Origin of the sequence: Plantactinospora solaniradicis, from assembly GCF_042658085.1 — a bacterium.
GTDB lineage: Bacteria > Actinomycetota > Actinomycetes > Mycobacteriales > Micromonosporaceae > Plantactinospora > Plantactinospora solaniradicis.
Genome location: NZ_JBHSPR010000013.1, coordinates 248,694 through 268,639, shown reverse-complemented (window position 1 = coordinate 268,639; position 19,946 = coordinate 248,694). Strand labels below are relative to the sequence as shown.

The following is a 19,946-nucleotide window of genomic DNA, read 5'->3' as shown; positions in this document are numbered from 1 at the left end:
TGGGCCGCCATCCGGACCGGTGCGTTGGATTCGCCGCATCCGTCGTAGCCACCGATGCGTTGCACGATCTCGAAGAAGACCCGGCCGCCGTAGACCGGCGTGTAGAGGTGGAGCAGTTCGCCGCCTCGCTGGTCGCGGTCGTAGAGGATGCCGTGCCGGCGTAGCCGTGCGACGAGGTCGGCGGGAAGTGCGAACCGGGCCACGAGATCGGCGTAGTAGTTGTCCGGCACCGGCAGCGTCGTGCCGCCGAGCCGGTCGACCGCCGACGCGGTACCGAAGATGTCGGCGGTGGCGAAGGCGACGTGCTGGGGATCGACGACGGCGGGAGCCCACTCGCCACGGCGGAGCAGGGCCGCGGTGAGCGCGAGCCGTACGGTCCGGTCGGGTGTGGCGAAGGCCCGTGACCGCATGAGCCCGAACGGCGCGGCGAACTCCTCGGTGGTCAGCCGGGCAAGCCCGAGCACGGAGCGGTAGAACAGCCCCGCCTCGTCGAAGTGGTCGAACGGTTGCGCCAGCCCGAGATGGTCGGTGCCGGTGAGTCCGGCGACGCCGGTGAACTCCTCGCCGGTGGGCAGGAAGTCGGCCCGCCAGTCGTCGTCGCGGCTGAAGAACACCGACGTACCGTCGGGGGCGGCGACGGCGGCGAGATCGGACTCGCGGGCACCGCGAACGCGGGGCAGCACCGGTGCGAGCAGCGCCTCGGCGCGGACCCGGGACCGCTGCGGGTCCGCGGTGGTGAGGGCGAACGCGCTGATCGCGGCCGTACCGGGGGTTTGGGGACGGGTGACGGCGCTGTTCAGGACCACCCGGCAGGCGGCCTGCTCCCACAGCTCCACCGGCTTGGAGCGGTGCTGGCCGGTGTGGGCGAACCCGAGGCCACGCAACGCGGCCCGCAGCGCCGGACCCGACTCGCCGTCGACCGCGAATTCACTGAAGGCGTGTCCGGACAGCGGCGGTGCCTCCGGCAGTCGGCGTACGGCGACGGCCGGCACCTCCGACGGCCGCAGGCTGTCCTCGAGCGTGACCAGCGACCGCATCGCGTCGATCGCGGCGCGCGCCGGATCGGCCTGCCGGAACACGTCGTTGAACACCTCGAGTGACAGCGGGCCGGTGTATCCCGCGGCGAGTACCCGGTGGACGAAGTCGGTCAGGTCGAACGATCCCTGCCCGGGGAAGAGCCGGTGGTGGCGGCTCCACTGCAGGACGTCCATGCTGAGCCGGGGCGCGTCGGCGAGCTGGAGGAAGAAGATCCTGCCCGGGGTGATCTCGGCGATGCCGGCCGGACTGACCTCCCGGGACAGGACGTGGAAGGAGTCGAGGCACAGCCCGAGCGCCGGATGGTCGGCCCGCGCGACGATCCGCCAGGAATGGTCCCAGGTGGAGACGTGCCGTCCCCACGCCAACGCCTCGTACGCGATCCGGATGCCCCGGTCCTGCGCCCGGTCGGCCAGCAGTGCGAGCTGTTCGGCGGCCAGATCGTCGTCGTCGATCGCGGCCGGGGCGACCGAGGAGCAGACCAGCATCGTGTCGACGCCCAGTTCGGCCATCACGTCGAACTTGTGCTCCGCGCGGGCCAGGTTGGCGGCCAGTGTCGCCGGCGGTACCGCCTCGAAGTCGCGGAACGGCTGGTACAGGTCGATGGTGAGACCGGCGTCGGCGCACCGGGCCCGGACCTCGGCCGGGGTCCAGGGCGTCACCACCAGGTCGTTCTCGAAGAGTTCGATGCCGTCGAACCCGGCGCCGGCCGCGGCCGCGATCTTGTTGTCCAGGGTCCCGGAGACGCAGACGGTCGCCATCGACCGGCGCAGCCCACCGGGCGCGGGACGGGGAGGACGTCCGGTTGTGGCGGAGGCCCGGCTGCCGCTCATGGCTCACCTTCCGACCGTACGGGTCAACGTTGGCCGAGATAGCCGACGACCATCTCGGCGAGCATGGTGCGGTAGTGCTGGCGGGTCGTCGGGTCGAGGAGGTCGCGGCCGAACAGCGCCTTGAAGGTGTGCCGGTTGGCGACCCGGAAGCAGCAGTACGCACTGATCATCATGTGGATGTCGAGCGCGTCGACGTCGGTGCGGAACGCGCCGTCCCGCTGGCCCCGGTCCAGCACGCCGCGCAGGACGTCGACCGCGGAGCTGTTGAGGTCGACGAGCCGGGCGACGTGGGTCATGTGCTCGGCCTGCTGGGCGTTCTCGACGCCGACCAGCTTGATGAAGGCGGGATGCGCCTCGTGGTGGTCGAAGGTGACCTCCGCGATGCGGCGGACGGCGGCGACCGGGTCGAGGTGGTCGACGTCGACGGCGCGTTCGGCCGCCCGGATCTCGGCGTACGCGCGTTCCAGCACGGCCAGGTAGAGCTGTTCCTTGCCCTCGAAGTAGTAGTAGATCATCCGTTTGGTGGTGCGGGTACGCGCCGCGATCTCGTCGACCCGCGCTCCGCTGTATCCCCGGTTCGCGAACTCCTCGGTCGCGACGTCGAGGATGTCGGCCCGGGTACGCTCGGCGTCACGCCTGCGGTCGACCTTGGATTCCGGTGCCGCCTGGCCGGTCATGGCCCCTCTTCCCGCCTCGGGCCCGGCGGACCCGGTGTCCCGGGGAGTCGACCAGCTCTCGCCACGGCTGTCACGCCCCCAAGGATAACGAACGTACTAGTCCGTACATCACGGCCCTCCGGGCGGCCGGCGCGAGCGGCATCGCGAGCCGGAGATAATTGCGGACTGGGCCCCTCGGCACTGCGGCACGATGTCCGGATGACGTGGCTCAAGCGCCTCCGTCGCCCCCGAGGACCGGCGGGCGTGGACCCGGACGCCCGGCTGGCTCCGGTCAGGACCGCCATCGACGAGGTAGCCGGTCGAGGCCGGCCGGCCCTGGACCGTCTGGTCGATCAGCTGGCCGACCTCGACGCCGTCGGCGACGACGCCACCGCCCTCGCGGCGCTCGAACTGCTGGGCGGGCGGCCGAGGGTGGTGTCGCGGTTGGACGAGCACGCCCGGCGGACGAGTTGGTACTCGCCTCACCACTCGACGGTCCTGGACCGGCTGCCCGAACGCCTGGACGCCGGCGCGGCGGGCCCGATCGCGATGGCGCTGGCCAGTACGCACCGGGACGGGCGGATCCGCGAACGTGCGGTCACGGCGATCCTCGACCGGCCGGGCCCGGAGCTGATGCCGTTCCTCGTGCTGCGTACCGGCGACTGGGTCGGCCAGGTTCGTAACCGGGCACGTGCCGGGCTGGCCCTGTTGCTGGCCGACGACCCCAACGGCTACCTGCCGGCGACGGTGCCGACCGCCCTGGTGGTGCAGTTCTGGCGGCGTGGCGGCTTCGCCTACACCCAGGCGTTGGCCGCGCTGCTCACCGCACCGACCGAGGTACGGCAGGCACTTGCCGGCTCGGCCGGCCGCCACCTGCGGCGGTTCGTGTTCGACACCGCGTTGACCCAGCGCTGGTTACACCTCGACGAACTCGTGGCCGCAGCGGAGTCGGAGGGTGATGTCCGGATCCGGGCCAGGGCCGCGGAGGCGGCCTGCCGGGAGGCGGTGTGGACCCGCCGGATCGGCGTCCTGCAACGCCTGGCCGGCAGCCGCCGCGCGGACGTGCGGGTGCTCGCGCTGACCGGCCTGGTGCGGACCGGTCACGACGCCGAGGTGGCCGGCTACCTCGACGACCCGGCCCCACTGGTACGGGCGGTCGCCCGGGACGCCGCCCGGCGCCTCGGCACCGATCTGTTGGCGTACTACCTGGGCGCGGTCGCCGATCCGGTACCGGCGATCGGCGCCATCGCCGGGCTGGCCGAGATGGGATCGGACACGGCCGTACCGCTGCTGCGACCCTTGCTGGCACATCCGTCCGCGTCGGTACGCGCCCGGGCGGTATGGGCCCTGCGGCAACTGGAGGCCGTCGACGTCGAGGGGATGGTTCCGCTGCTGCGCGACCCGTCACCGGCGGTGGTCCGCGAAACGACGGCCGCGCTGCGGCCCTTCCATCGCAGGGTGCCGCCCGAACTGGGCTGGCGGCTGCTGGCCGATCCGCGGACGGAACTTCGACGGGCCGGCTACCGCCTGCTGCGGGACCGGTCCACGGCGGTCCGGCTGCGCGCCGGCCTTCTCCTGGCGATGGATCCCTACCCGGAGCTGGCCCGGCGCGGCCGGGCCGACGTCACCGGCCTCGTCCGCGCCACGAACCTACCGGCGCGGCGTCGGGCGTTGGTGCCCGAGCTGCTCGTCACCGCCGCCGAGCACGCCGACCTCACCGAACTGGCCCGCCGGGCGGCGGGAACCCTGGGCGCCGACACCACCGGGCTGCTCTCGGGCTGGCTCGCCGGTGCCGTCCCGACACAGCGGTCGGGGACGTAGCCGCCCGGGGCGTACACCGACGAGCCCGACCGGGGAACCGGCGGGTCTGCCGGCCGGATCGACGGTTCGGCCCCGGCACGTGATGCCGGTCGCCGGCGAGCGGTGTAAGTCCCTTGCCGGAAACGGTTTCAGCGGTTCGACAGCCGCAGGTGGCTCTGCCGGGCGTTCGCCTCGATCTCCCAGCGCTGGTCGAACCCCTGCACCCCGGTCAGTTGGATCCGTCCGAACCGCTCGGGGATATCCGGGTCCAGGACGAACTGCCCGTCCCTCGCCTCCAGTCCGAACATCGTCCGGAGGAAGAGCAGCGGTGCCGCGCTGGCCCAGGCCTGCGGATTGCACGCCGTCGGGTACGGCACCGGGATCCGGCCGAACGAGCGGTCGTAGCCCGAGAACGCCTCGGGCAGCCGGTTGTCGGAGTACCGGGTCGCCTCCAGCATCGCCTCGATGATCCGGTTCGCCTCCGCCCGGAAGCCGTACCGGGCCAGCCCGTACGCGATCAGGGAGTTGTCGTGCGGCCAGACCGTGCCCAGGTGGTAGCCGATCGGGTTGTAGCCACGGTCGTCGGTCGACATGGTCCGCACTCCCCAGCCGGAGAAGAGTTCGTCGGACATGAGCTGCCGGGCCACCGCCGCGGCCCGCTCCGCCGGCACGATGCCGCTCCACAGCAGGTGCCCCATGTTCGAGGTCATCGAGTCGATCCGCCGCTTGTCCCCGTCCAGCCCGAGGGCGTAGTAGCCGCCCCGGTCGTCGATCCAGAAGTCACGGTTGAACCGGTCGGCGAGCGCGGCGGCCTCGTCGCGCAGCCGCCGGGCCAACGCGGGATCGCGGTACGGGCCGTCGGCCAGCTCCGCCATCCGCAGCTTCGCGTCGTAGGTGTAGCCCTGGATCTCGCAGGTCGCGATGGGCAGCACCGGAATCGTCCCGTCGGCGAACTGCACGCCGTTCCAGGAGTCCCGCCAGCACTGGTTGCCCAGTCCTTCGCGGGACCGGGTGGCGTACTCGACGTAGCCGTCGCCGTCCCGGTCGCCGTACCCGTCGATCCAGCGCAGCGCGGCGTACGCGTTGTCCCGTACGTTCCGTAGGAGAGCCTCGTCGCCGGTCCAGCGCCAGTACTCGGAGAGCACGATCAGCCAGAGCTGGGTGGTGTCGGCCGCGCCGTAGTACGGGTTGTGCGGCTTGATGCCGAGCCGGGTGAGTTCGCCGCTGCGGTACTCGTGCAGCATCTTGCCCGGCTCCTGATCGCTGAATTCGTCCAGTTCGGTGGCCTGGTGGGCGGCGAGGACCAACAGTGCCCCGCGGGCGAGTTCCGGTCCGCCGAGCATCGCCTGGTAGCCGGTGATCAACGAGTCCCGTCCGAAGATGGTGAGAAACCAGGGCAGCCCGGCGGCGATCATCACGATCCGCTGCCCCCTGACCTCCTTCTCGATCCGCATCGATATCAGGTCCGCCACGGACTTGTGGTAGACGTCGCAGATCAGATCCGAGTCGGCATGCACGTCGGGGCGGCTGGCCCGCCACCGGCTCGCCGAGTCGGTCCCGCCGTCCACCTCGAAGACCTCGCCGAACTGGCGTCGGGACGGCCGGATCCGTTGGTCGGCGTAGCGCAGCGGGACGTGCAGCTCGCCCTCCCAGCCCTCCCCGGGGGTCAGGACGAGGTCCCAGACCAGGTCGTCGCCCTCGATCCGGCTCGGCGCCGGTAGGGCCCGGACCTCGGTGCCCACCGCGAATTCGCCGTTGCGGTACGTGAAGCTGAGCGGGGAGCCGTCGGCGGCGTGCTCCCGGACGATCCGGGCCGACCGGTCCCGGACCTTCTCCTTGATCTCGAAGAGGTCGGCGAAGTCGACGCCGACCGCCAGCCGCAACTCGATCGGCACCGGCTCGTCGGTGAAGCACTGCAGCCTGATCCGTTCGTACATGCCCTCGCCGACGAAGCGCTGCCGGCGGATCCCGATCCGGTTGGCGGGCAGTTCGGGCAGGTCCGGGTTGGCCAGGAAGAAAGCCGCCGAGAAGGCGTCGACCGAGCTGGAACCGAGCACCAGCGGCCGGGCGCCGTTGAGCGTGAGCTGCCAGCGGCTCAGGAACCGGGTGTCCTCGTGGATCAGCCCGCCGATCGAGCCGGGGGGCACGTCGCCGGCCGCGTCGGAGAACATGAACGACAGCCCGTCGAACACGCCGATCGCGTCCGGCCCCAGATCAGGAGGCAGGTCGCGGACCGCCTCGCTCGGAACCTCGGATCCCGGCACCGGTTCCGGACTCGGGTCGGCCGGTGTCGGGCGCCGCCGCCCGGTCGTTGTCACGTACACCTCCGACGGAGCGGGCCGGATTGCGGAGATATTTCCGATTACGTTACCTGCTCGCTCCGCTCCCGCCCGTGAAAACGCCCACGACCCAGCCTGGCCGGCGCGGCTGCTACCGTTCGATTCGGCACCGACATCCAGACGGAGACACAGGGGCAATGCGAGAAACCGGCACGCCGTCACCGCTGGACGTCTCGATCGCACGCCCGGCCGAGGCCGACGACGGCGAGTTCGTGGCCGAGGTCGTCGACCTGATCAACCAGGTGTACGCCGGCGCGGAGCAGGGCCTGTGGCTCGACGGCACCGATCGGACCAGCCCGGACGAGGTGACGTCCCTGATCCGTACCGGTCAACTCGCCGTGGCCAGGATGGGGCGGCGGCTCGTCGGCACGATCCGGGTCCAGCGTCTCGCCAGCGGCCAGGGCGGGTTCGGGATGCTCGTCGCCAGCCCGCACGAGCGTGGCGTCGGCATCGGCCGGGAACTCGTCGCCTTCGCCGAGCGTTGGGCGCGGGAACGGCAGCTCGACCGGATGCAGCTCGAGCTTCTCGTCCCGCAGACCTGGACGCATCCGGCGAAGGAATTTCTGCGCGACTGGTACACCCGGATCGGTTACCGGGAGACCCGCAGGACCCGTCTCGACGAGGCGTACCCGGCGCTACAGCCGCACCTCGCGACGCCCTGCGACTTCGTGATCTACCACAAGTCTCTCTGACCGCCCCGTCCGCCGACCACCGGCACGGTGCTGGCGTTCGCGCGGCGGCTCACACAAAGTGATCATCCTCACGGGAGCTGCCCAGGTCAGAGATGTCCTTCCGGTTACCTGACTACTCTGTGGAATCGGTGAACCGTAGGACATCCGCACCGCGCGGCAAGGATTCGGGGGACGTACGACGATGACCGGTTCCACGACACGGTCCTGGCACGGCATGACGATCCCCGCTCCCGGCACCTACCTGCTCGATCCCGCCCACAAGCGGATCGGGTTCCTGGCCCGACACATGATGGTGAGCCCGGTACGGGGCGAGTTCGGCGACGCGACCGCGCGGATCCTCGTCGATCCGGACCCGCTGAACTCGTCGGTGACCGCGACCATCCGGGCGGCGAGCATCGGTACCGGAAACGCCGACCGCGACGCGCACCTGAGCAGCGCCGACTTCCTCGACGTGGAGCGCTACCCCACCCTGGAGTACCGCAGTACGGGAATCAGGCAGCAGCCGGACCGGGACGACGCGATCTTCTTCTGGGCCCGCCTGCGGAGCCAGCGCCCCGGCCGGCGGAGCGAGGTCGTCGTTCCGGAGCAGGTCAGCCGGACGTCCGGACGGTTCGTCCTCACCGGGGAGTTGACCGTGAAGGGGATAACCCGACCGGTCGATCTCCAGGTGGAGTTCGGCGGCGCCCGACGCGACCCCTACGGACAGGACATCTTCGGGTTCAGCGCGACGGCGGAGATCGAACGAGAGGCGTACGGGCTGCTCTGGAACGTGGCCCTCGAAAGCGGCGGTGTCCTCGTCGGAAAGACCGTGCGGATCGAGATTGCCGGCGAGGCCATCCGCCAGCCCTGACGTGGCTCGCGTCGCGGCGGCCGGGCACGAGGGCGCGGCCCCGGACGGCGGCCCCGTCCGAATTGGTCGGTGGAGTCCGACGGTCACATGAAGTTGCGGGTGTGCAGCGCCGACAGGGCGGCCGCCTCGTCGTCCGGAAAGCCGATGTACTCCAGCCGTCTCCGGCGCCCGGAATCCATGGCCTGCTGGAGGCGGAGCACATCCTGCCAGCCTCGGGCGATCGCCGCCGGCTCCCAGGAGCCGGCGGCGAGGACGACCAGCGCGTCGAAGACCTGCTTGTTCAGGCCCGCCGTGTCGGCCAGCGCCGCGTGGCGTCGCTCGACCGCCGTACGCAGCCGGTGCAGGAACCCCGGGTCCGCCCGGACCACGTGCGCGGTGTGCGCGACCCCGAAGGCGACGTGCCGGGCCTCGTCCCGGGCGGCGAGCCGGGTGACGTCGGCGGTGACCTGGTCCGGAGCGTGGCGATGCAGGAAGTGCAGCAGGTCGAGGAAGCTGCCTTCCCCCAGGACGGAGAGCAGGAACGAGGCGAGCGTGAAGTCCGGTTCCTCCAGGAGGGTCTGCAGGGACGCCCGACCGCCGGCTCCGGAGAGTCCGAGCTTGTCCCGGTGCATCAGCCCACGGCGGGTGAAGATCTCCACGTGCCGTGCCTCGTCGGCGGCCTGCGCCGCCAGGAGTTGCATCACCTCGCGGTAGTGCGGATGCAGCCGGGAGAGCAGCCGGGCCGGGATCATCAACGCGGCCTGTTCGTTCTCCACCAGAAAGGTCATCACCTGGACGACGGCGTCCTCGACGTCCTCCGGCACGGATCCGGCCGCCGTCCAGTCCACCGCGGTCGCCGGATCCCACTGGTTCGCCGTGGCCTGCGCGTACAGCTGGGGTGCGATGTCGGCCCAGACCAGGTCGCGGTCGACCCAGTCGACGGAGAGCGCCGGACCACCCGGCTCGACCAGCGCGCTCCGGGCGGCCAGCCCCCACTCCCGGCTCGCCTGTGGAACGACGTCGGCGGCCGTCCGTCCGGCCCGCCGCGCTCCCCGCCACCGGTCCCGGTCGGCGCTGCCCGCGACGATGGTCGGGGAGGCGGCCTCCGGGTCGAGCCGATGCCCTTCCGCCCGGCACCAGGCCGCGAGGTGCACGCCGAGGGCGGGATGCCGACCACGCACGACCAGGCGCTCGCCCGGCCCCAGCCCGGCCAGGGCCCGGTTGACGAGCAGGTGACCACCGTTGTCGAAACCGAGGCCCTCAAGGTCGATAGTCGTCGGCACCGAGCGTCCCGTCGGGGAGGTAGAAGCCGGTGTCGGTGACCGCACTGTCCAGTGCGGCGTACCGGTCCGTCCGACCCGGCAGCCACTCCTTGAGCCCTTCCAGGTCGAGCAGCGGCCGGGCGGAGTCGTCGGCGTACGACATGCTCAGCAGCAGTTCGCCGAAGCGGTCCACGAGTGCCTGGTCGGCCCCCGGCCCGACGGACATGTTGCAGTGGTCGTACGGCTCCGTCTGGGCGAGCACCCGGACCGACGCGGACGGCAGCGTGCCGTCCCGCCCGAACAGCAGCAGATTCGCGTCGATCAGGCAGGCCGCGTCGGCACGGCCGGCAAGCAGCGCGCTCGCGGCGTCACGTTCACCGCCGATGTGGTCGCCGTGCAGCCCGACGCCCACGTCGAACCGGAGCAGGTCGACATCGGCCCCCGGATCGACGCCGTGGCCGCGGAGCAGCGCCAGCGGCAGCAGTGTCGCCTGGGGCGAATCGATCGCGCCGGTCGCGACGGTCCGGCCCCGCAGGTCGGCGGGGGAGTGCAGGTTTCCCTCGGCCCGTACCACGATCACCGAGGTCAGGTCGCGGTCCGTGTCGCGCATCGCGACGGTGCGCAGATCCAGCCCACGGGCCCGGGCCAGCCGCTCGGCGCGGATCCAGGCCAGCGGTGAGTTCCAGGCCAGGTCGATCCGGCTGGCGAGCAGGTCCTCGACCTGCCGTTCGTAGTGCGAGTAGAGCACATAGTCCAGGTCCAGGCCGCGCTCGCGGAACCAGGACCGGAAACCGGTCCAGATGGTCACGACCTTCGGGTCGTACGCGACGGCGCCGAGGAGCAGCGTGCGGCTCATCGGGCCGGACCGTCCAGCAGCGGCAGGCCACAGAGGGCCCGGCCGACGAAGTCCAGCAGGGCCGACGTCGTCGGCGCCATCACCCGGGCCGCCCGGGAGTCCCGGAACCGGCGTTCGATCCCCAGCTCCTTGCGGAACGCGGCTCCGCCGCACACCGTCATGGCCAGGTCGGCGACCTCGGCGGCGCTGCCGTCCGCCGCCGCCTTGACCTCCAGCACCAGCAGTTGCGCGTCGTCGGCTCCCTGCTCGACGGCGGTCAGTGTGCTGTCGACGAGCGCCCGGGTGCGGTCCGTCTCGATCCGCATCCTCGCCAGCACCGCCCGGGACTCGGGCTGCTGCGCCAACGACTGGTCCAGGTGTCCGAGGCGGGTCCGGACCAGATGCTCCGCCGCCTCGCGGGTCACCGCCTGCATGAGGCCGACGCTCGCGGCGGCGTTGAGCAGGAGGAACCACGGCAGTACGGCGGTCAGCGCCAGGTCCAGGCCCGTACCGTCCACACCGAGCAGCGCCGTCCGGGGCACCCGTACGCCGGCGCCGGTGACCGGGCGGGAGTCGTTGCCGCGCAGTCCCAACCCGTCGAACTCGGCACCGACCGACAGGCCCTCGGCGCCGGCCCGGACCAGCCACAGCGACATCGCCCCCGCCTCGGTGAGCGGCCGACTCGACCATACGTAGCTGTCGGCGTGGCCAGCCGAGGTGACCCAGCTCTTCCGGGCGTTCAGGCGTACCTCGTCGCCGTCCTCGGTCGCGGTGCTGACCGGTGCCCAGAAGTGGCTGCGTGATCCCGTCTCGGAGAAGGCGAGGGTGCTCAGGTGCCGTCCGGCGGCGATCTCCCGTAGCTCGTCGGCCCGGGCGGTGGCGGCCAGCGCGGCAACGGCGCTGTAGTGCATCATCGTCACCATCGCGGTCGAGCCACAGGCCGCCGAGAGCTGCCGGACCACCACGGTGGCGGCGCGGAGCCCCTCGCCACCTCCGCCGTACTCGGTGGGCACCGTGAGGGAGAGCAGGCCCGCCTCGGCCATCGCGGCGACGGCCTCGCGGGGGAAGGACCGGGACCGGTCGACGGACTCCGCCCCGGGTACGACGATCTCCTTGATGATCCGGTCCAAGGAATCCTGGTAGGTCATGCGCCCTCCCCGGGCTCGGCCAGCGCGGTCCCTGCCATGTTCCCGCCTGGCTGTCGCGGCCGACAACCGACAAGTGTCTCGTGGCCGCCGAGCGGTGCCCGGCCGTGACGTGACGCTGATCGAGCGCTGAGCCCCGCTTGCCACCCTTCGTCTGGCCACCACCCAGGGGGCCCGGGTCCGCACCGAGCGGGACCCGGCACAGGTACGGAGGATGGACCATGAGCATGACCATCACCAGGAAGCAGGGTCGGCCCGGCACCGCTCTCGCCGCGCTGCTCCTGCTCTCCACGGCAGTCGTCCTGGCCACCGGCGGGCCGGCGGCGGCCAACGAGGAGTGCGAGCCCGATCCGGTGGGGATCACCTTCATCGGCGGGGTCGGCAACGACGTCTTCGTCGGTGGGGCCGGTAACGACACCTTCATCGGCAACGGCGGCAACGACACCCTGATCGGCAACGGCGGCGACGACAGGTTCGACGGCGGGCCCGGCGACGACCAGATCAGCGGCGGCGACGGCGAGGACATCATCAGCGGGGGCGACGGGGACGACACCATCTCCGGTGGCCTCTGCGACGACAAGATCGCGGGCGACGGGGGCGCGGACCGGGCCCGGGGCGACGAGGACGACGACGTCGTCGAGGGGAACGCGGGAGATGACGTCCTGGAGGGCAACCCGGGCCTCGACACCGTACGCGGCGGCGACGGTGAGGACAGGCTCAACGGCGGAAACGGTGACGACGTCCTCGGCGGCGGTGCCCAGGACGACGACCTGGCCGGCGGGGCCGGCGTGGACGAGTTGACCGGCGGGCTGGGCACCGATGTCGGGGACGGCGGCCCCAACGTCGACGCGCTCTGCGACACCGAGGTCGTCCTGAACTGCCCGTGACACACGATGGACGTCCCGTCCGGTGCTGCGCGCCGGGCGGGACGTCGCGGCGTCAGCTCAACACCAGGACGTTGTAGTAGTCGAGCCGGTCGACGGTCACGCTCAGCCTGCCGTGCCGGCAGGAGGAGGCCGGCACCCTCGACTCCGCGAAGTCGGGAGAGATCATGGCTACCCGTCGGGGGCAGGACGGCAGGTCGACCTCCACCCCGAAGCCGGTCTGCGGAATGATCCCCCGGTCGTAGTTGTGGTTGACGAGGTGCAGGGTCCGCGCCCCGCTGCCGTCCTGTACGAGCAGACTCCCCGAGATGTTGCCCGCCCCGACGCGTACGGCCTGGGTCCCGTGGTCGTTGTCCCGGTAGAGCGACCGGTGGTCCTTGTAGAACTGGCTGTACGTCTGGAAGAAGTCCAGCATGCCGGACTCTTCCGCGGTCGGGCTGCCCACCGTGTCCTTCAGGTGGAAGGCCGGGAAGATGCCGTTGGCGTACGCCTCGGCGCCGAAGATCTGCCAGTAGTCCCGCTTCTCGGCCAGCGGCAGGTTCAGGTAGTTGGTCATCATGTCGTTCGGCCAGTCGATGAACACCGCCACCGGCACGTCCCCGGCGATCCGGCCGCTCTGCTCCTTGAGGTACCGGTAGTTCGCCTGCAACGACTTCGCGCCGTTCAGGTGGCCGTCGACGACGGGCACGTAGTCGGCTCCCCTGAAGTCGGGCGTCTGCTCGTCGGGGTTCCACGGGTACATCCCGACACTGTTGTAGTCCACGTACGGCAGGAGTCCGTTGGAGCTGACCAGTAGCTGGCGGTCGGCGGTGTTCCTCGCGTAGGACCGCAGCTCGTCGACCATCTCCTTCCAGTAGCGCCGCAGGTAGCTGACGGTGAAGGACATGTCGTCGGCGTACATCCGGTTGGCGGTCACCCGCCCCCACTCGGTGGCGAGCGGATTGTCGGAGCGCAGCGGGTCGAGGTTCCAGCCGTTGGCCCGCAGGTAGCTGCGGTAGTTGAAGTTGCGGGCGAGGTCGTCGGCGGGGACGTCGCTCCGGACGAGGTTGTCGTCGGTCATGCCGAAGCGGGACTTCCAGTCGGCGGCCGTGTACGCCGGGTACTTCGTCAGGAGGTACCGGTTGAAGTCGGCGATGGCGTAGTCGTCGAATCCCTCGTTGCCGTTGAAGCCGTACTTCTGCCCGCCGCTGAACCCGGCGTTCACCTCGTCGAGGTTGATCCCGTCCACGCCGCCGTCGATCTGGATCCTGGCCCAGTCGAGCAGGTACCGGCGGTACTTCGGGTTGAACATGTTGCCCCGACGCGCGGGATCGGGGAACCCGAACTCGTCATGGGGTACCGGATTGTTGTCCGCGTCGCGCGTCGACATGTCGTCGAAGATCTCGGTGCTGGCGAAGTCGTGCGGGAAGATGACGCTGGCCGTCCCGCTGCCCATGAACGTGATGCCCTTGTCGTGGTAGCGCCGGATCTGGGTGAAGTCGTAGTCGGCCGCCTCGTCACCACTGGTGGACCACTTGCCGATGGCCCGGATGGTGACGTCGGGGACGAGTTCGTAAACCTGCGGATCTTCCTGGTGCACGTCGGACTGACTGAACCCGAAGACCGTGAAGTCCGTGGCCCGGGGCCGGCCGACGGTCGCCGTCGCCCGGTTGCTGGCCGGCGAGACGTTTCCGGCCGCGTCGCGTGCCCTCACCACGAAGGCGTAGGTCGTGCCCGACACCAGGTCCGGGACCGTCGTGGTCGTGCCGGTGACCGAGCGGACCACGGCTGCGCCCGAGTAGAGGTCGTACGCCGCGACCCCCACGTCGTCGGCCGAGGGGCGCCAGGTGAGGGTGACACTGGTGCCGGTCACGCCGGACACCGTCAGCCTGGTCGGGGCGGTCGGCGGCCGGGTGTCGGGGCCTGATCTGGCCGGGCCGGCGGTCTCGACCGGCGGCGTGTTCACGTACGCGGCGGAGGCGGGCTGTACGGGGAGCGCGAGCGACAGCGCGATGGCGAACAGGAACCGGTTCGGCACTCGGGATCGCTGTGGCATCGGGCACCTCCGTGGGCCGTTGCTCGACGGTCTTCTGGTGGCGGGCCATTCGAGAGCATATGCCGAGGACATCAATATAGAAAGTAATCAATTAATGCCGGAAAGGAGTTGCGCGGAGGAGACGGGGTGGGGATTGCGCCGGTGGGGACAATGAGGGGAGACGAGGGAGGTCGCGATGGGTGAGGACCGTGGGCACACCGAGCGGCTGACGGACGAGGAGTTCGCGTCCGTGCGGCGGGTGCGGTTCGGCCGACTGCCCGCCAGGGTCGTACCGGCGGACCTGGTCGAGACGGCCGAGACGGATCCACCGCACGACGAGGTGGAGCCGCCCATGGTGCGCCGGGAGTGGGGATAGCGGCTCGGAACCGACGTCGGGGTCAACGCCAGCTGAAGGCCGGCGGGGTGGGTCGGTCGACGGCCTCGGCCCGGGCCACCCCACAGAATTCCCGTACCTGGGCCCGGACCGGCTCGGTCTCCCGTCCGAGCACCCGGTAGAGCAGGCCCGCGTCGTTCGGCAACCGGCTGGCTGCGGCGGCCAGCGGCAGGTCGTCGTCCCAGGTGGGAGGCATCCGCTCGAACACCCGGCGGGCGCGCTCGGGCGAGGTCAGCAGTAGGACGGTGCCGAGAACCTGGAAATTGTCGAGGACGCCCCGACGGTCGACGCCGAACCGCGCGGGTTCGATCACGAACTTCTCCACGAACAGGTCGGGCCCGTGCGGTCGAGCGGCACGCACGGCGGCGGAGTAGAGGTCGTACTGGAAGATCTCCCCGTCGCGGTGGTACTTCCGTCCGGGCAGCAGGATCTCGGCGGACAGCACGGTGGCCGTCTCCGGCAGCGTGACCGCGGTGTGCGTGATGAACCGGCTTCGTCGGTACGGGATGACCGGCTCGGGAAGGTATTCCAGGTAGGCATCCTCGCCGAGGGTGATCTGCTGGACCTGGACGGCGTAGTTCGCGTCCATCTCCTGGATCTTGTTGGCCGCCTGGGTGGTGAGGTGGACCCTGGCGCCGGCGCCGAGCGACACGTCGATCCGGTGCCGGTCGCCCTGCAGCATCCCGCCGGAGGTGGAGACGAGGAACACGCAGGCCATCTCGGGCATCGCCGCGTCCCAGTAGAGCGCCTGCTGTACCAGCAGCGGAGCCTGCCGGAACAGGTCGGCCAGCACCGTCCGATCGACCCGGTGCTCGAACGCGAGCCGCAGCAGACCGACCTTCCCCGGCGCGGCGCTGGCCATCTGAGCCGGCTCGTCCTGGTACGGCGCCAGTTCGGGTGCATCGTCCACCCAGGTCATGCGGGCACGTCCAGTGCGTCCTCTCGTCGCGGGTCGGCCGGGGTCTGGAGATCGGCCGGCGGGCTCAGGTCGAACAGCGTGTTGTGCCGGATGAGCGAGATCAGTTCGTCGATTCCCGCTCCGGACTTGCAGTTGGTGAAGACGAACGGCTTTCCGTCGCGCATCCGCGTCGCATCGTCCGCCATGACGCCCAGGTCGGCACCGACGTGTGGCGCGAGATCCGTCTTGTTGATCACCAGGATGTCCGACCGGGAGATACCCGGGCCGTTCTTCCTCGGGATCTTGTCCCCGGCGGCCACGTCGATCACGTAGATGAAGTAGTCGACCAGGGCCGGACTGAAGGTGAGCGTCAGGTTGTCTCCGCCGCTCTCGATGAGCAGCAGGTCGCTGTCGGGGAAGCGGGCCTCCATGTCCTCCACCGCGGCAAGGTTCATGCTCGGGTCCTCCCGGACCGCGGTGTGCGGGCAGGCGCCGGTCTCCACGCCGATGATCCGGTCGGCCAGCAGTACGCCGGTCAGTGCCCGCCGGACGTGCTTGGCGTCCTCGGTGGTGACCACGTCGTTGGTGACCACGAGCACCCGCAACCCGCTCCCGACCAGCTTCGGGACGATCGCCTCGATGATCGCCGTCTTGCCGCTGCCGACCGGTCCACCGACGCCGATCCGGCTGACTGTTTTCATGATCACTCCTAGAACTCTGCGGTCAATTCATGAACATCCGGACGTGCGCGTGGACGTGGGTCGCCGCCAGCACGTCGATCACCGGCCCGAAGGCGGCCATGTCGTCGAGGCTCGCGACCGCTGCCCGCTGGTACTCCTCGGTGGCGGTCGCGTTCACCGCGTACAGGATCGCCTGGGTGTCGAGGTGGTCCACCGGCATCAGCCGGATCGCCGCGCTGAGCACCACCACCGCGACGCCGTAGTGGTGGGCGGCGAAGGCGTCCTCCTCGGACAGTCCCAGCTCACCGAAGAGCGCACCGAACGCGACCGGATAGGTGACCGGGACCGGGTCCGCCACGGCGTCCCGGAACCGTTTGGCGAGTATCGAGTCGCCGACGATGTGCGTTGCCGCCTCGGCCAGCTTGCGACCCATCCGGACGGTCATCGTCCGGGCCTCCTCGGAGAGCTTGCGGAGGTGAACCGCCTCGTCGGCCCGACGGATCCGGTCGAGGTCGCCCGCGACGGCGCCGCGATGCCCGGCCAGCAGCGCGATGCCATCGCCGGTGGCGGCCAGGTGGCTGACCGTACGGGTGAACTCCGCCAGGCTCTCCCGATCCCGGACCACCCCCTGCTGCACCGCCGTCTCTAGCCCCCCGGAGAAGGTGAAGGCGCCGACCGGGAACAGCGAGTCGCCGAACTGCAGGATCTTCAGGGTCGCCGGAATGGTCGGCGTGGCTGGCTCCATCAGCCGACGAGGGCGGACACGTGCGAGTGCGGCGCCTGATCGGCGCCGCCGAACAGGCGGCGGGCCTCGTGCGGCGCGAGGTACGCGATCACCTCGGTGCCAGGTACGAAGTCGTGCGAGATTCCGGCGAAGTCGTGGGTACGCATCACCGAGTCCATCACCCGGCGGTCGACGGTGAGTGGCACGTACAGCCGGGTCCCCTTCACCACCGCCGGCCAGTGCTGATTCCCGATGGCATGCCCCAACTCGACGGCCGAACGCAGGCCCAGCTCCGCCGGCTCGTTCTCCAGCCCACTCAGGTCGACGACCATCACCTCACCGAGTTGGACCCGGGCCACTATCGCGGTGGCCGCCCGCTCGTCCCAGCAGAGGACATCCCCGTCGCGCAGCCGCGTCCCACGGCCAAGGGAGAGCGCCACCTCGACGCCGCCCCGGGTCTGTTTCCGCAACCGATTCTTCTGCGCCTCCCACTGGTCGAGCACGAGGCTGTCCACCCGGGCCGCCTCGAGCCGGGCGCCCCAGTCGGGTTCGGTCTCGTTGCCCAACACGGATTCCACAAGCATGTCGTCTCCTTCGTTCCGGACCGGTGTCGCCGGACGCCTCGTCGTGGCACCGGATTCGATCGGCCACGGACCTGTGCCCTGGTCCGGGAAAGTTGGTGGCGCTAGCTGAAGAAGTACAGCTGACTCAGCGGAAGGCGCCTGGCGGGCGGAACCGTGGCGTGTACGCCGTCGACCCGTACCGCGAAGGTCTCCGGATCCACCTCGATGTCCGGCAGGGCGTCATTGCGGACCATGTCCCGCTTGGTCAGGCCCCGGGTCCCGCGTACCGGAAGGACCTGGCGGCGCAGGCCGAGTTTCTCCCCGACGCCAGCCTCGTAGCCGGCCTGGGACATGAAGGTCACGCAGCTCGCGCTCAGGGCCGTGCCGTACGCGCCGAACATCGGTCGGTACATGACCGGCTGCGGGGTCGGCACCGAGGCGTTCGGGTCGCCCATGATGGACCAGAGGATCATTCCATTCTTGATCACCATCTTGGGTTTGGCGGCGAAGAACGCCGGCTCCCACAGCACCAGGTCGGCCATCTTGCCGGGCGCGACGGAGCCGAGCACGTGGGCGATGCCCAGGGTGATCGCCGGGTTGATCGTCATCTTGGCCACGTACCGCAGCACCCGGAAGTTGTCGTTCGCCGGTGAGTCCTCCGGCAACCTGCCCCGGGCCACCTTCATCGCGCTGGCGAGCTGCACGGTGCGCAGCCAGTTCTCCCCGATCCGGCCCATCGCCTGCGAGTCGCTGGACATCATCGAGATGGCTCCCAGGTCGTGCAGGACGTCCTCGGCGGCGATCGTCTCCGGACGCACCCGGCTCTCCACCAGCGCCACGTCGGACGGGACCTTCGGGTTGAAGTTGTGGGTGACCATGGTCATGTCGAACAGCTCAGCCTGGCTGTTGATGCCGTAGGGGTTGGTCGGCGTGGTGGAGCTGGGCAGACAGTTCATCTGCCCGGCCACCTTGATGATGTCCGGGGCGTGGCCGCCGCCAGCGCCTTCGGTGTGATAGGTGTGGATGGTCCGGCCCTCGAACGCGGCGATGCTGTCCTCCACGTAGCCGCTTTCGTTGAACGTGTCCGTGTGGACGGCCACCTGGATGTCGAACCGTTCGGCAGCGGTCAGCACCGACCGGATCGCCTGTGGTGTCGCCCCCCAGTCCTCGTGGAGCTTGTAGCCGGCGGCGCCGGCGCGCGCCTGCTCCGCGAGGGGTTCAAGGCCGGAACTGTTGCCCTTGGCGATCAGGCCGACGTTGATCGGAATGCCCTCGAAGGCGCGCATCATCGCGTGCAGGTTCCAAGGGCCGGGCGTGACGTTCACCCCGTTCGAGCTGTCGCTCGGCCCGGTCCCACCGCCCCAGATGGTGGTCACGCCGTTGCTCAGCGCCGCGTACGCCTGCTGCGGCGAGATGAGGTGCACGTGCGAATCAACCCCGCCGGCGGTCAGGATGAGATGCTCGCCGGCGATGGCGTCGCTGCCCGGGCCGGTCACCAGCCCGGGGGTCACCCCCGCCATGATGTCCGGGTTGCCGGCCTTGCCGATCCCGGCGATCCGCCCGTCCCTGATTCCCACGTCGGCCTTCAGCACGCCGAGTTGAGCGTCGAGGATGGTCACGTTCGTGATGACCAGGTCCAGTACTCCGTTGGCGTTGGTGAGGTCCGCGCTGGCGCCCATGCCGTCGCGCAGGGTCTTGCCGCCGCCGTACACGGCCTCGTCGCCGAGGGTGCGCAGATCCTTTTCGATTTCGATGTAAAGATCCGAGTCGCCCAACCGGATCTTGTCACCGGTCGCCGGGCCGTACAGTCCGGCGTACTCCTGTCGGGAAATCTGGCTCATCGCTGCGCTCCTGGGGCCACTGTCGGCACCCGCTGGTCCAGCCGTCCGGCGTCATTCCCCGCCATCGTTCCGGCCGGATGTGGACTTGAAACCCCTGATCCGGGCTCGGCGAGCGGCCTCCGCGCGATCCGGCTGGTACCCGAGCGGCTCGCCCCCGGTCCAGCCGTTCACCAGGCCGTTGAACCCGTACACCCGCTGCCGGCCCGCGTACGGCACGAGGGATACCGTCTTCCGGTCGCCCGGTTCGAAGCGGATCGACGTGGCGGCGGGAATGTCCAGCCGGCAGCCGAAGGACGCCTCCCGGTCGAACTCCAGGTTCCGGTTCGTTTCGTAGAAGTGGAAGTGTGAACCCACCTGGATGGGCCGGTCCCCGGTGTTCTGGACCTCGATCCGGACGACGGGGCGCCCGGCGTTCAGTTCCAGCGGGTCGCTGCGGAGGACGTATCCGCCTACCGGCGCTCGGGGCTCGGAATCGGCCATCGTTGCCTCGTGTTCGTTCGGCGGCGCTGTGTGGCCGCTCCG

General features: G+C 70.4%; 18 protein-coding genes. 5 read left to right on the top strand and 13 right to left on the bottom strand.

The genetic code is table 11. The features are described 5' to 3' along the window. Together ACFP2T_RS19000 and ACFP2T_RS18995 are read right to left on the bottom strand one after the other, a co-directional pair. Positions 1–1,868 (bottom strand): bifunctional sugar phosphate isomerase/epimerase/4-hydroxyphenylpyruvate dioxygenase family protein (locus ACFP2T_RS19000; RefSeq protein ID WP_377423557.1); only part of this gene is annotated, 1,868 nt, incomplete at its 3' end. 23 nt (positions 1,869–1,891) lie between these two features. Next, entirely contained in the window at positions 1,892–2,545 is a 654-nt protein-coding gene (locus ACFP2T_RS18995) for a TetR family transcriptional regulator (protein WP_377423554.1), read from the bottom strand. 198 nt (positions 2,546–2,743) lie between these two features. Between ACFP2T_RS18995 and ACFP2T_RS18990 the strand changes: the two genes are divergently transcribed. Further along, positions 2,744–4,345, top strand: coding sequence for a HEAT repeat domain-containing protein (locus ACFP2T_RS18990; protein WP_377423551.1), 1,602 nt, complete (start codon positions 2,744–2,746; stop codon positions 4,343–4,345). Between the two features lie 128 nt (positions 4,346–4,473). On the opposite strand, the gene ACFP2T_RS18985 is transcribed toward ACFP2T_RS18990, so the two are convergent. Then, positions 4,474–6,642 carry an amylo-alpha-1,6-glucosidase gene (locus ACFP2T_RS18985; protein WP_377423550.1) on the bottom strand — a complete coding sequence of 723 codons (2,169 nt, stop codon included), beginning with the start codon at positions 6,640–6,642 and terminating at the stop codon, positions 4,474–4,476. Positions 6,643–6,800: 158 nt separating this feature from the next. Between ACFP2T_RS18985 and ACFP2T_RS18980 the strand changes: the two genes are divergently transcribed. Both ACFP2T_RS18980 and ACFP2T_RS18975 read left to right on the top strand, forming a co-directional pair. Further along, on the top strand, positions 6,801–7,355 hold the full coding sequence (locus ACFP2T_RS18980; protein WP_377423547.1) for a GNAT family N-acetyltransferase: 555 nt from the start codon (positions 6,801–6,803) through the stop codon (positions 7,353–7,355). Positions 7,356–7,536: 181 nt separating this feature from the next. Beyond that, entirely contained in the window at positions 7,537–8,205 is a 669-nt protein-coding gene (locus tag ACFP2T_RS18975; protein ID WP_377423544.1) for a YceI family protein, read from the top strand. A gap of 83 nt (positions 8,206–8,288) precedes the next feature. On the opposite strand, the gene ACFP2T_RS18970 is transcribed toward ACFP2T_RS18975, so the two are convergent. The 3 genes from ACFP2T_RS18970 to ACFP2T_RS18960 are packed head-to-tail and all read right to left on the bottom strand — an operon-like array spanning position 8,289 to position 11,429. After that, on the bottom strand, positions 8,289–9,467 hold the full coding sequence (locus tag ACFP2T_RS18970; protein WP_377423542.1) for a ferritin-like domain-containing protein: 1,179 nt from the start codon (positions 9,465–9,467) through the stop codon (positions 8,289–8,291). After that, the gene (locus ACFP2T_RS18965; RefSeq protein ID WP_377423540.1) at positions 9,445–10,302 is read right to left on the bottom strand and encodes a phosphate/phosphite/phosphonate ABC transporter substrate-binding protein; all 858 of its coding nucleotides are present in this window, start codon (positions 10,300–10,302) and stop codon (positions 9,445–9,447) included. Before ACFP2T_RS18965 ends, ACFP2T_RS18970 begins: the two co-directional genes overlap by 23 nt. Next, on the bottom strand, positions 10,299–11,429 hold the full coding sequence (locus tag ACFP2T_RS18960) for an acyl-CoA dehydrogenase family protein (protein WP_377423537.1): 1,131 nt from the start codon (positions 11,427–11,429) through the stop codon (positions 10,299–10,301). Before ACFP2T_RS18960 ends, ACFP2T_RS18965 begins: the two co-directional genes overlap by 4 nt. Before the next feature lie 218 nt (positions 11,430–11,647). Here ACFP2T_RS18960 and ACFP2T_RS18955 point away from each other — a divergent pair, with 218 nt between their 5' ends. Next, positions 11,648–12,313: a calcium-binding protein gene (locus ACFP2T_RS18955; RefSeq protein ID WP_377423534.1), complete on the top strand. Its 666-nt coding sequence runs from the start codon at positions 11,648–11,650 to the stop codon at positions 12,311–12,313. A gap of 52 nt (positions 12,314–12,365) precedes the next feature. Here ACFP2T_RS18955 and ACFP2T_RS18950 read toward each other — a convergent pair whose 3' ends face one another. Beyond that, positions 12,366–14,345, bottom strand: coding sequence for a fibronectin type III domain-containing protein (locus tag ACFP2T_RS18950; protein ID WP_377423531.1), 1,980 nt, complete (start codon positions 14,343–14,345; stop codon positions 12,366–12,368). A gap of 175 nt (positions 14,346–14,520) precedes the next feature. On the opposite strand from ACFP2T_RS18950, the gene ACFP2T_RS18945 reads away from it, so the two are divergent. Beyond that, the gene (locus tag ACFP2T_RS18945; RefSeq protein ID WP_377423528.1) at positions 14,521–14,700 is read left to right on the top strand and encodes a hypothetical protein; all 180 of its coding nucleotides are present in this window, start codon (positions 14,521–14,523) and stop codon (positions 14,698–14,700) included. 22 nt (positions 14,701–14,722) lie between these two features. On the opposite strand, the gene ACFP2T_RS18940 is transcribed toward ACFP2T_RS18945, so the two are convergent. The 6 genes from ACFP2T_RS18940 to ACFP2T_RS18915 all read right to left on the bottom strand — a co-directional run bounded on the left by ACFP2T_RS18940 (position 14,723) and on the right by ACFP2T_RS18915 (position 19,904). After that, complete coding sequence (locus ACFP2T_RS18940; protein WP_377423525.1) at positions 14,723–15,637, bottom strand: urease accessory protein UreD; 915 nt, start codon at positions 15,635–15,637, stop codon at positions 14,723–14,725. Further along, entirely contained in the window at positions 15,634–16,317 is a 684-nt protein-coding gene (ureG, locus tag ACFP2T_RS18935) for an urease accessory protein UreG (protein WP_377423522.1), read from the bottom strand. The genes ACFP2T_RS18940 and ureG overlap by 4 nt, the downstream gene beginning before the upstream one ends. Before the next feature lie 22 nt (positions 16,318–16,339). Continuing rightward, positions 16,340–17,041: an urease accessory protein UreF gene (locus tag ACFP2T_RS18930; RefSeq protein ID WP_377423519.1), complete on the bottom strand. Its 702-nt coding sequence runs from the start codon at positions 17,039–17,041 to the stop codon at positions 16,340–16,342. Further along, positions 17,041–17,604: an urease accessory protein UreE gene (locus tag ACFP2T_RS18925; RefSeq protein ID WP_377423516.1), complete on the bottom strand. Its 564-nt coding sequence runs from the start codon at positions 17,602–17,604 to the stop codon at positions 17,041–17,043. Before ACFP2T_RS18925 ends, ACFP2T_RS18930 begins: the two co-directional genes overlap by 1 nt. 101 nt (positions 17,605–17,705) lie before the next feature. Continuing rightward, complete coding sequence (locus ACFP2T_RS18920) at positions 17,706–19,424, bottom strand: urease subunit alpha (RefSeq protein ID WP_377423513.1); 1,719 nt, start codon at positions 19,422–19,424, stop codon at positions 17,706–17,708. Between the two features lie 51 nt (positions 19,425–19,475). Then, positions 19,476–19,904: an urease subunit beta gene (locus tag ACFP2T_RS18915; protein ID WP_377423510.1), complete on the bottom strand. Its 429-nt coding sequence runs from the start codon at positions 19,902–19,904 to the stop codon at positions 19,476–19,478. Positions 19,905–19,946 lie beyond the last annotated feature (42 nt).

What these genes read in the sequence shown, in the direction of transcription:
- ACFP2T_RS18995 (WP_377423554.1), bottom strand. Translation starts at nt 2,545, where the DNA reads ATGACCGGCCAGGCGGCACCGGAATCCAAGGTCGACCGCAGGCGTGAC.
- ACFP2T_RS18990 (WP_377423551.1), top strand. Translation starts at nt 2,744, where the DNA reads ATGACGTGGCTCAAGCGCCTCCGTCGCCCCCGAGGACCGGCGGGCGTG.
- ACFP2T_RS18980 (WP_377423547.1), top strand. Translation starts at nt 6,801, where the DNA reads ATGCGAGAAACCGGCACGCCGTCACCGCTGGACGTCTCGATCGCACGC.
- ACFP2T_RS18975 (WP_377423544.1), top strand. Translation starts at nt 7,537, where the DNA reads ATGACCGGTTCCACGACACGGTCCTGGCACGGCATGACGATCCCCGCT.
- ACFP2T_RS18965 (WP_377423540.1), bottom strand. Translation starts at nt 10,302, where the DNA reads ATGAGCCGCACGCTGCTCCTCGGCGCCGTCGCGTACGACCCGAAGGTC.
- ACFP2T_RS18960 (WP_377423537.1), bottom strand. Translation starts at nt 11,429, where the DNA reads ATGACCTACCAGGATTCCTTGGACCGGATCATCAAGGAGATCGTCGTA.
- ACFP2T_RS18955 (WP_377423534.1), top strand. Translation starts at nt 11,648, where the DNA reads ATGAGCATGACCATCACCAGGAAGCAGGGTCGGCCCGGCACCGCTCTC.
- ACFP2T_RS18950 (WP_377423531.1), bottom strand. Translation starts at nt 14,345, where the DNA reads ATGCCACAGCGATCCCGAGTGCCGAACCGGTTCCTGTTCGCCATCGCG.
- ACFP2T_RS18945 (WP_377423528.1), top strand. Translation starts at nt 14,521, where the DNA reads ATGGGTGAGGACCGTGGGCACACCGAGCGGCTGACGGACGAGGAGTTC.
- ACFP2T_RS18940 (WP_377423525.1), bottom strand. Translation starts at nt 15,637, where the DNA reads ATGACCTGGGTGGACGATGCACCCGAACTGGCGCCGTACCAGGACGAG.
- ureG (WP_377423522.1), bottom strand. Translation starts at nt 16,317, where the DNA reads ATGAAAACAGTCAGCCGGATCGGCGTCGGTGGACCGGTCGGCAGCGGC.
- ACFP2T_RS18930 (WP_377423519.1), bottom strand. Translation starts at nt 17,041, where the DNA reads ATGGAGCCAGCCACGCCGACCATTCCGGCGACCCTGAAGATCCTGCAG.
- ACFP2T_RS18925 (WP_377423516.1), bottom strand. Translation starts at nt 17,604, where the DNA reads ATGCTTGTGGAATCCGTGTTGGGCAACGAGACCGAACCCGACTGGGGC.
- ACFP2T_RS18920 (WP_377423513.1), bottom strand. Translation starts at nt 19,424, where the DNA reads ATGAGCCAGATTTCCCGACAGGAGTACGCCGGACTGTACGGCCCGGCG.
- ACFP2T_RS18915 (WP_377423510.1), bottom strand. Translation starts at nt 19,904, where the DNA reads ATGGCCGATTCCGAGCCCCGAGCGCCGGTAGGCGGATACGTCCTCCGC.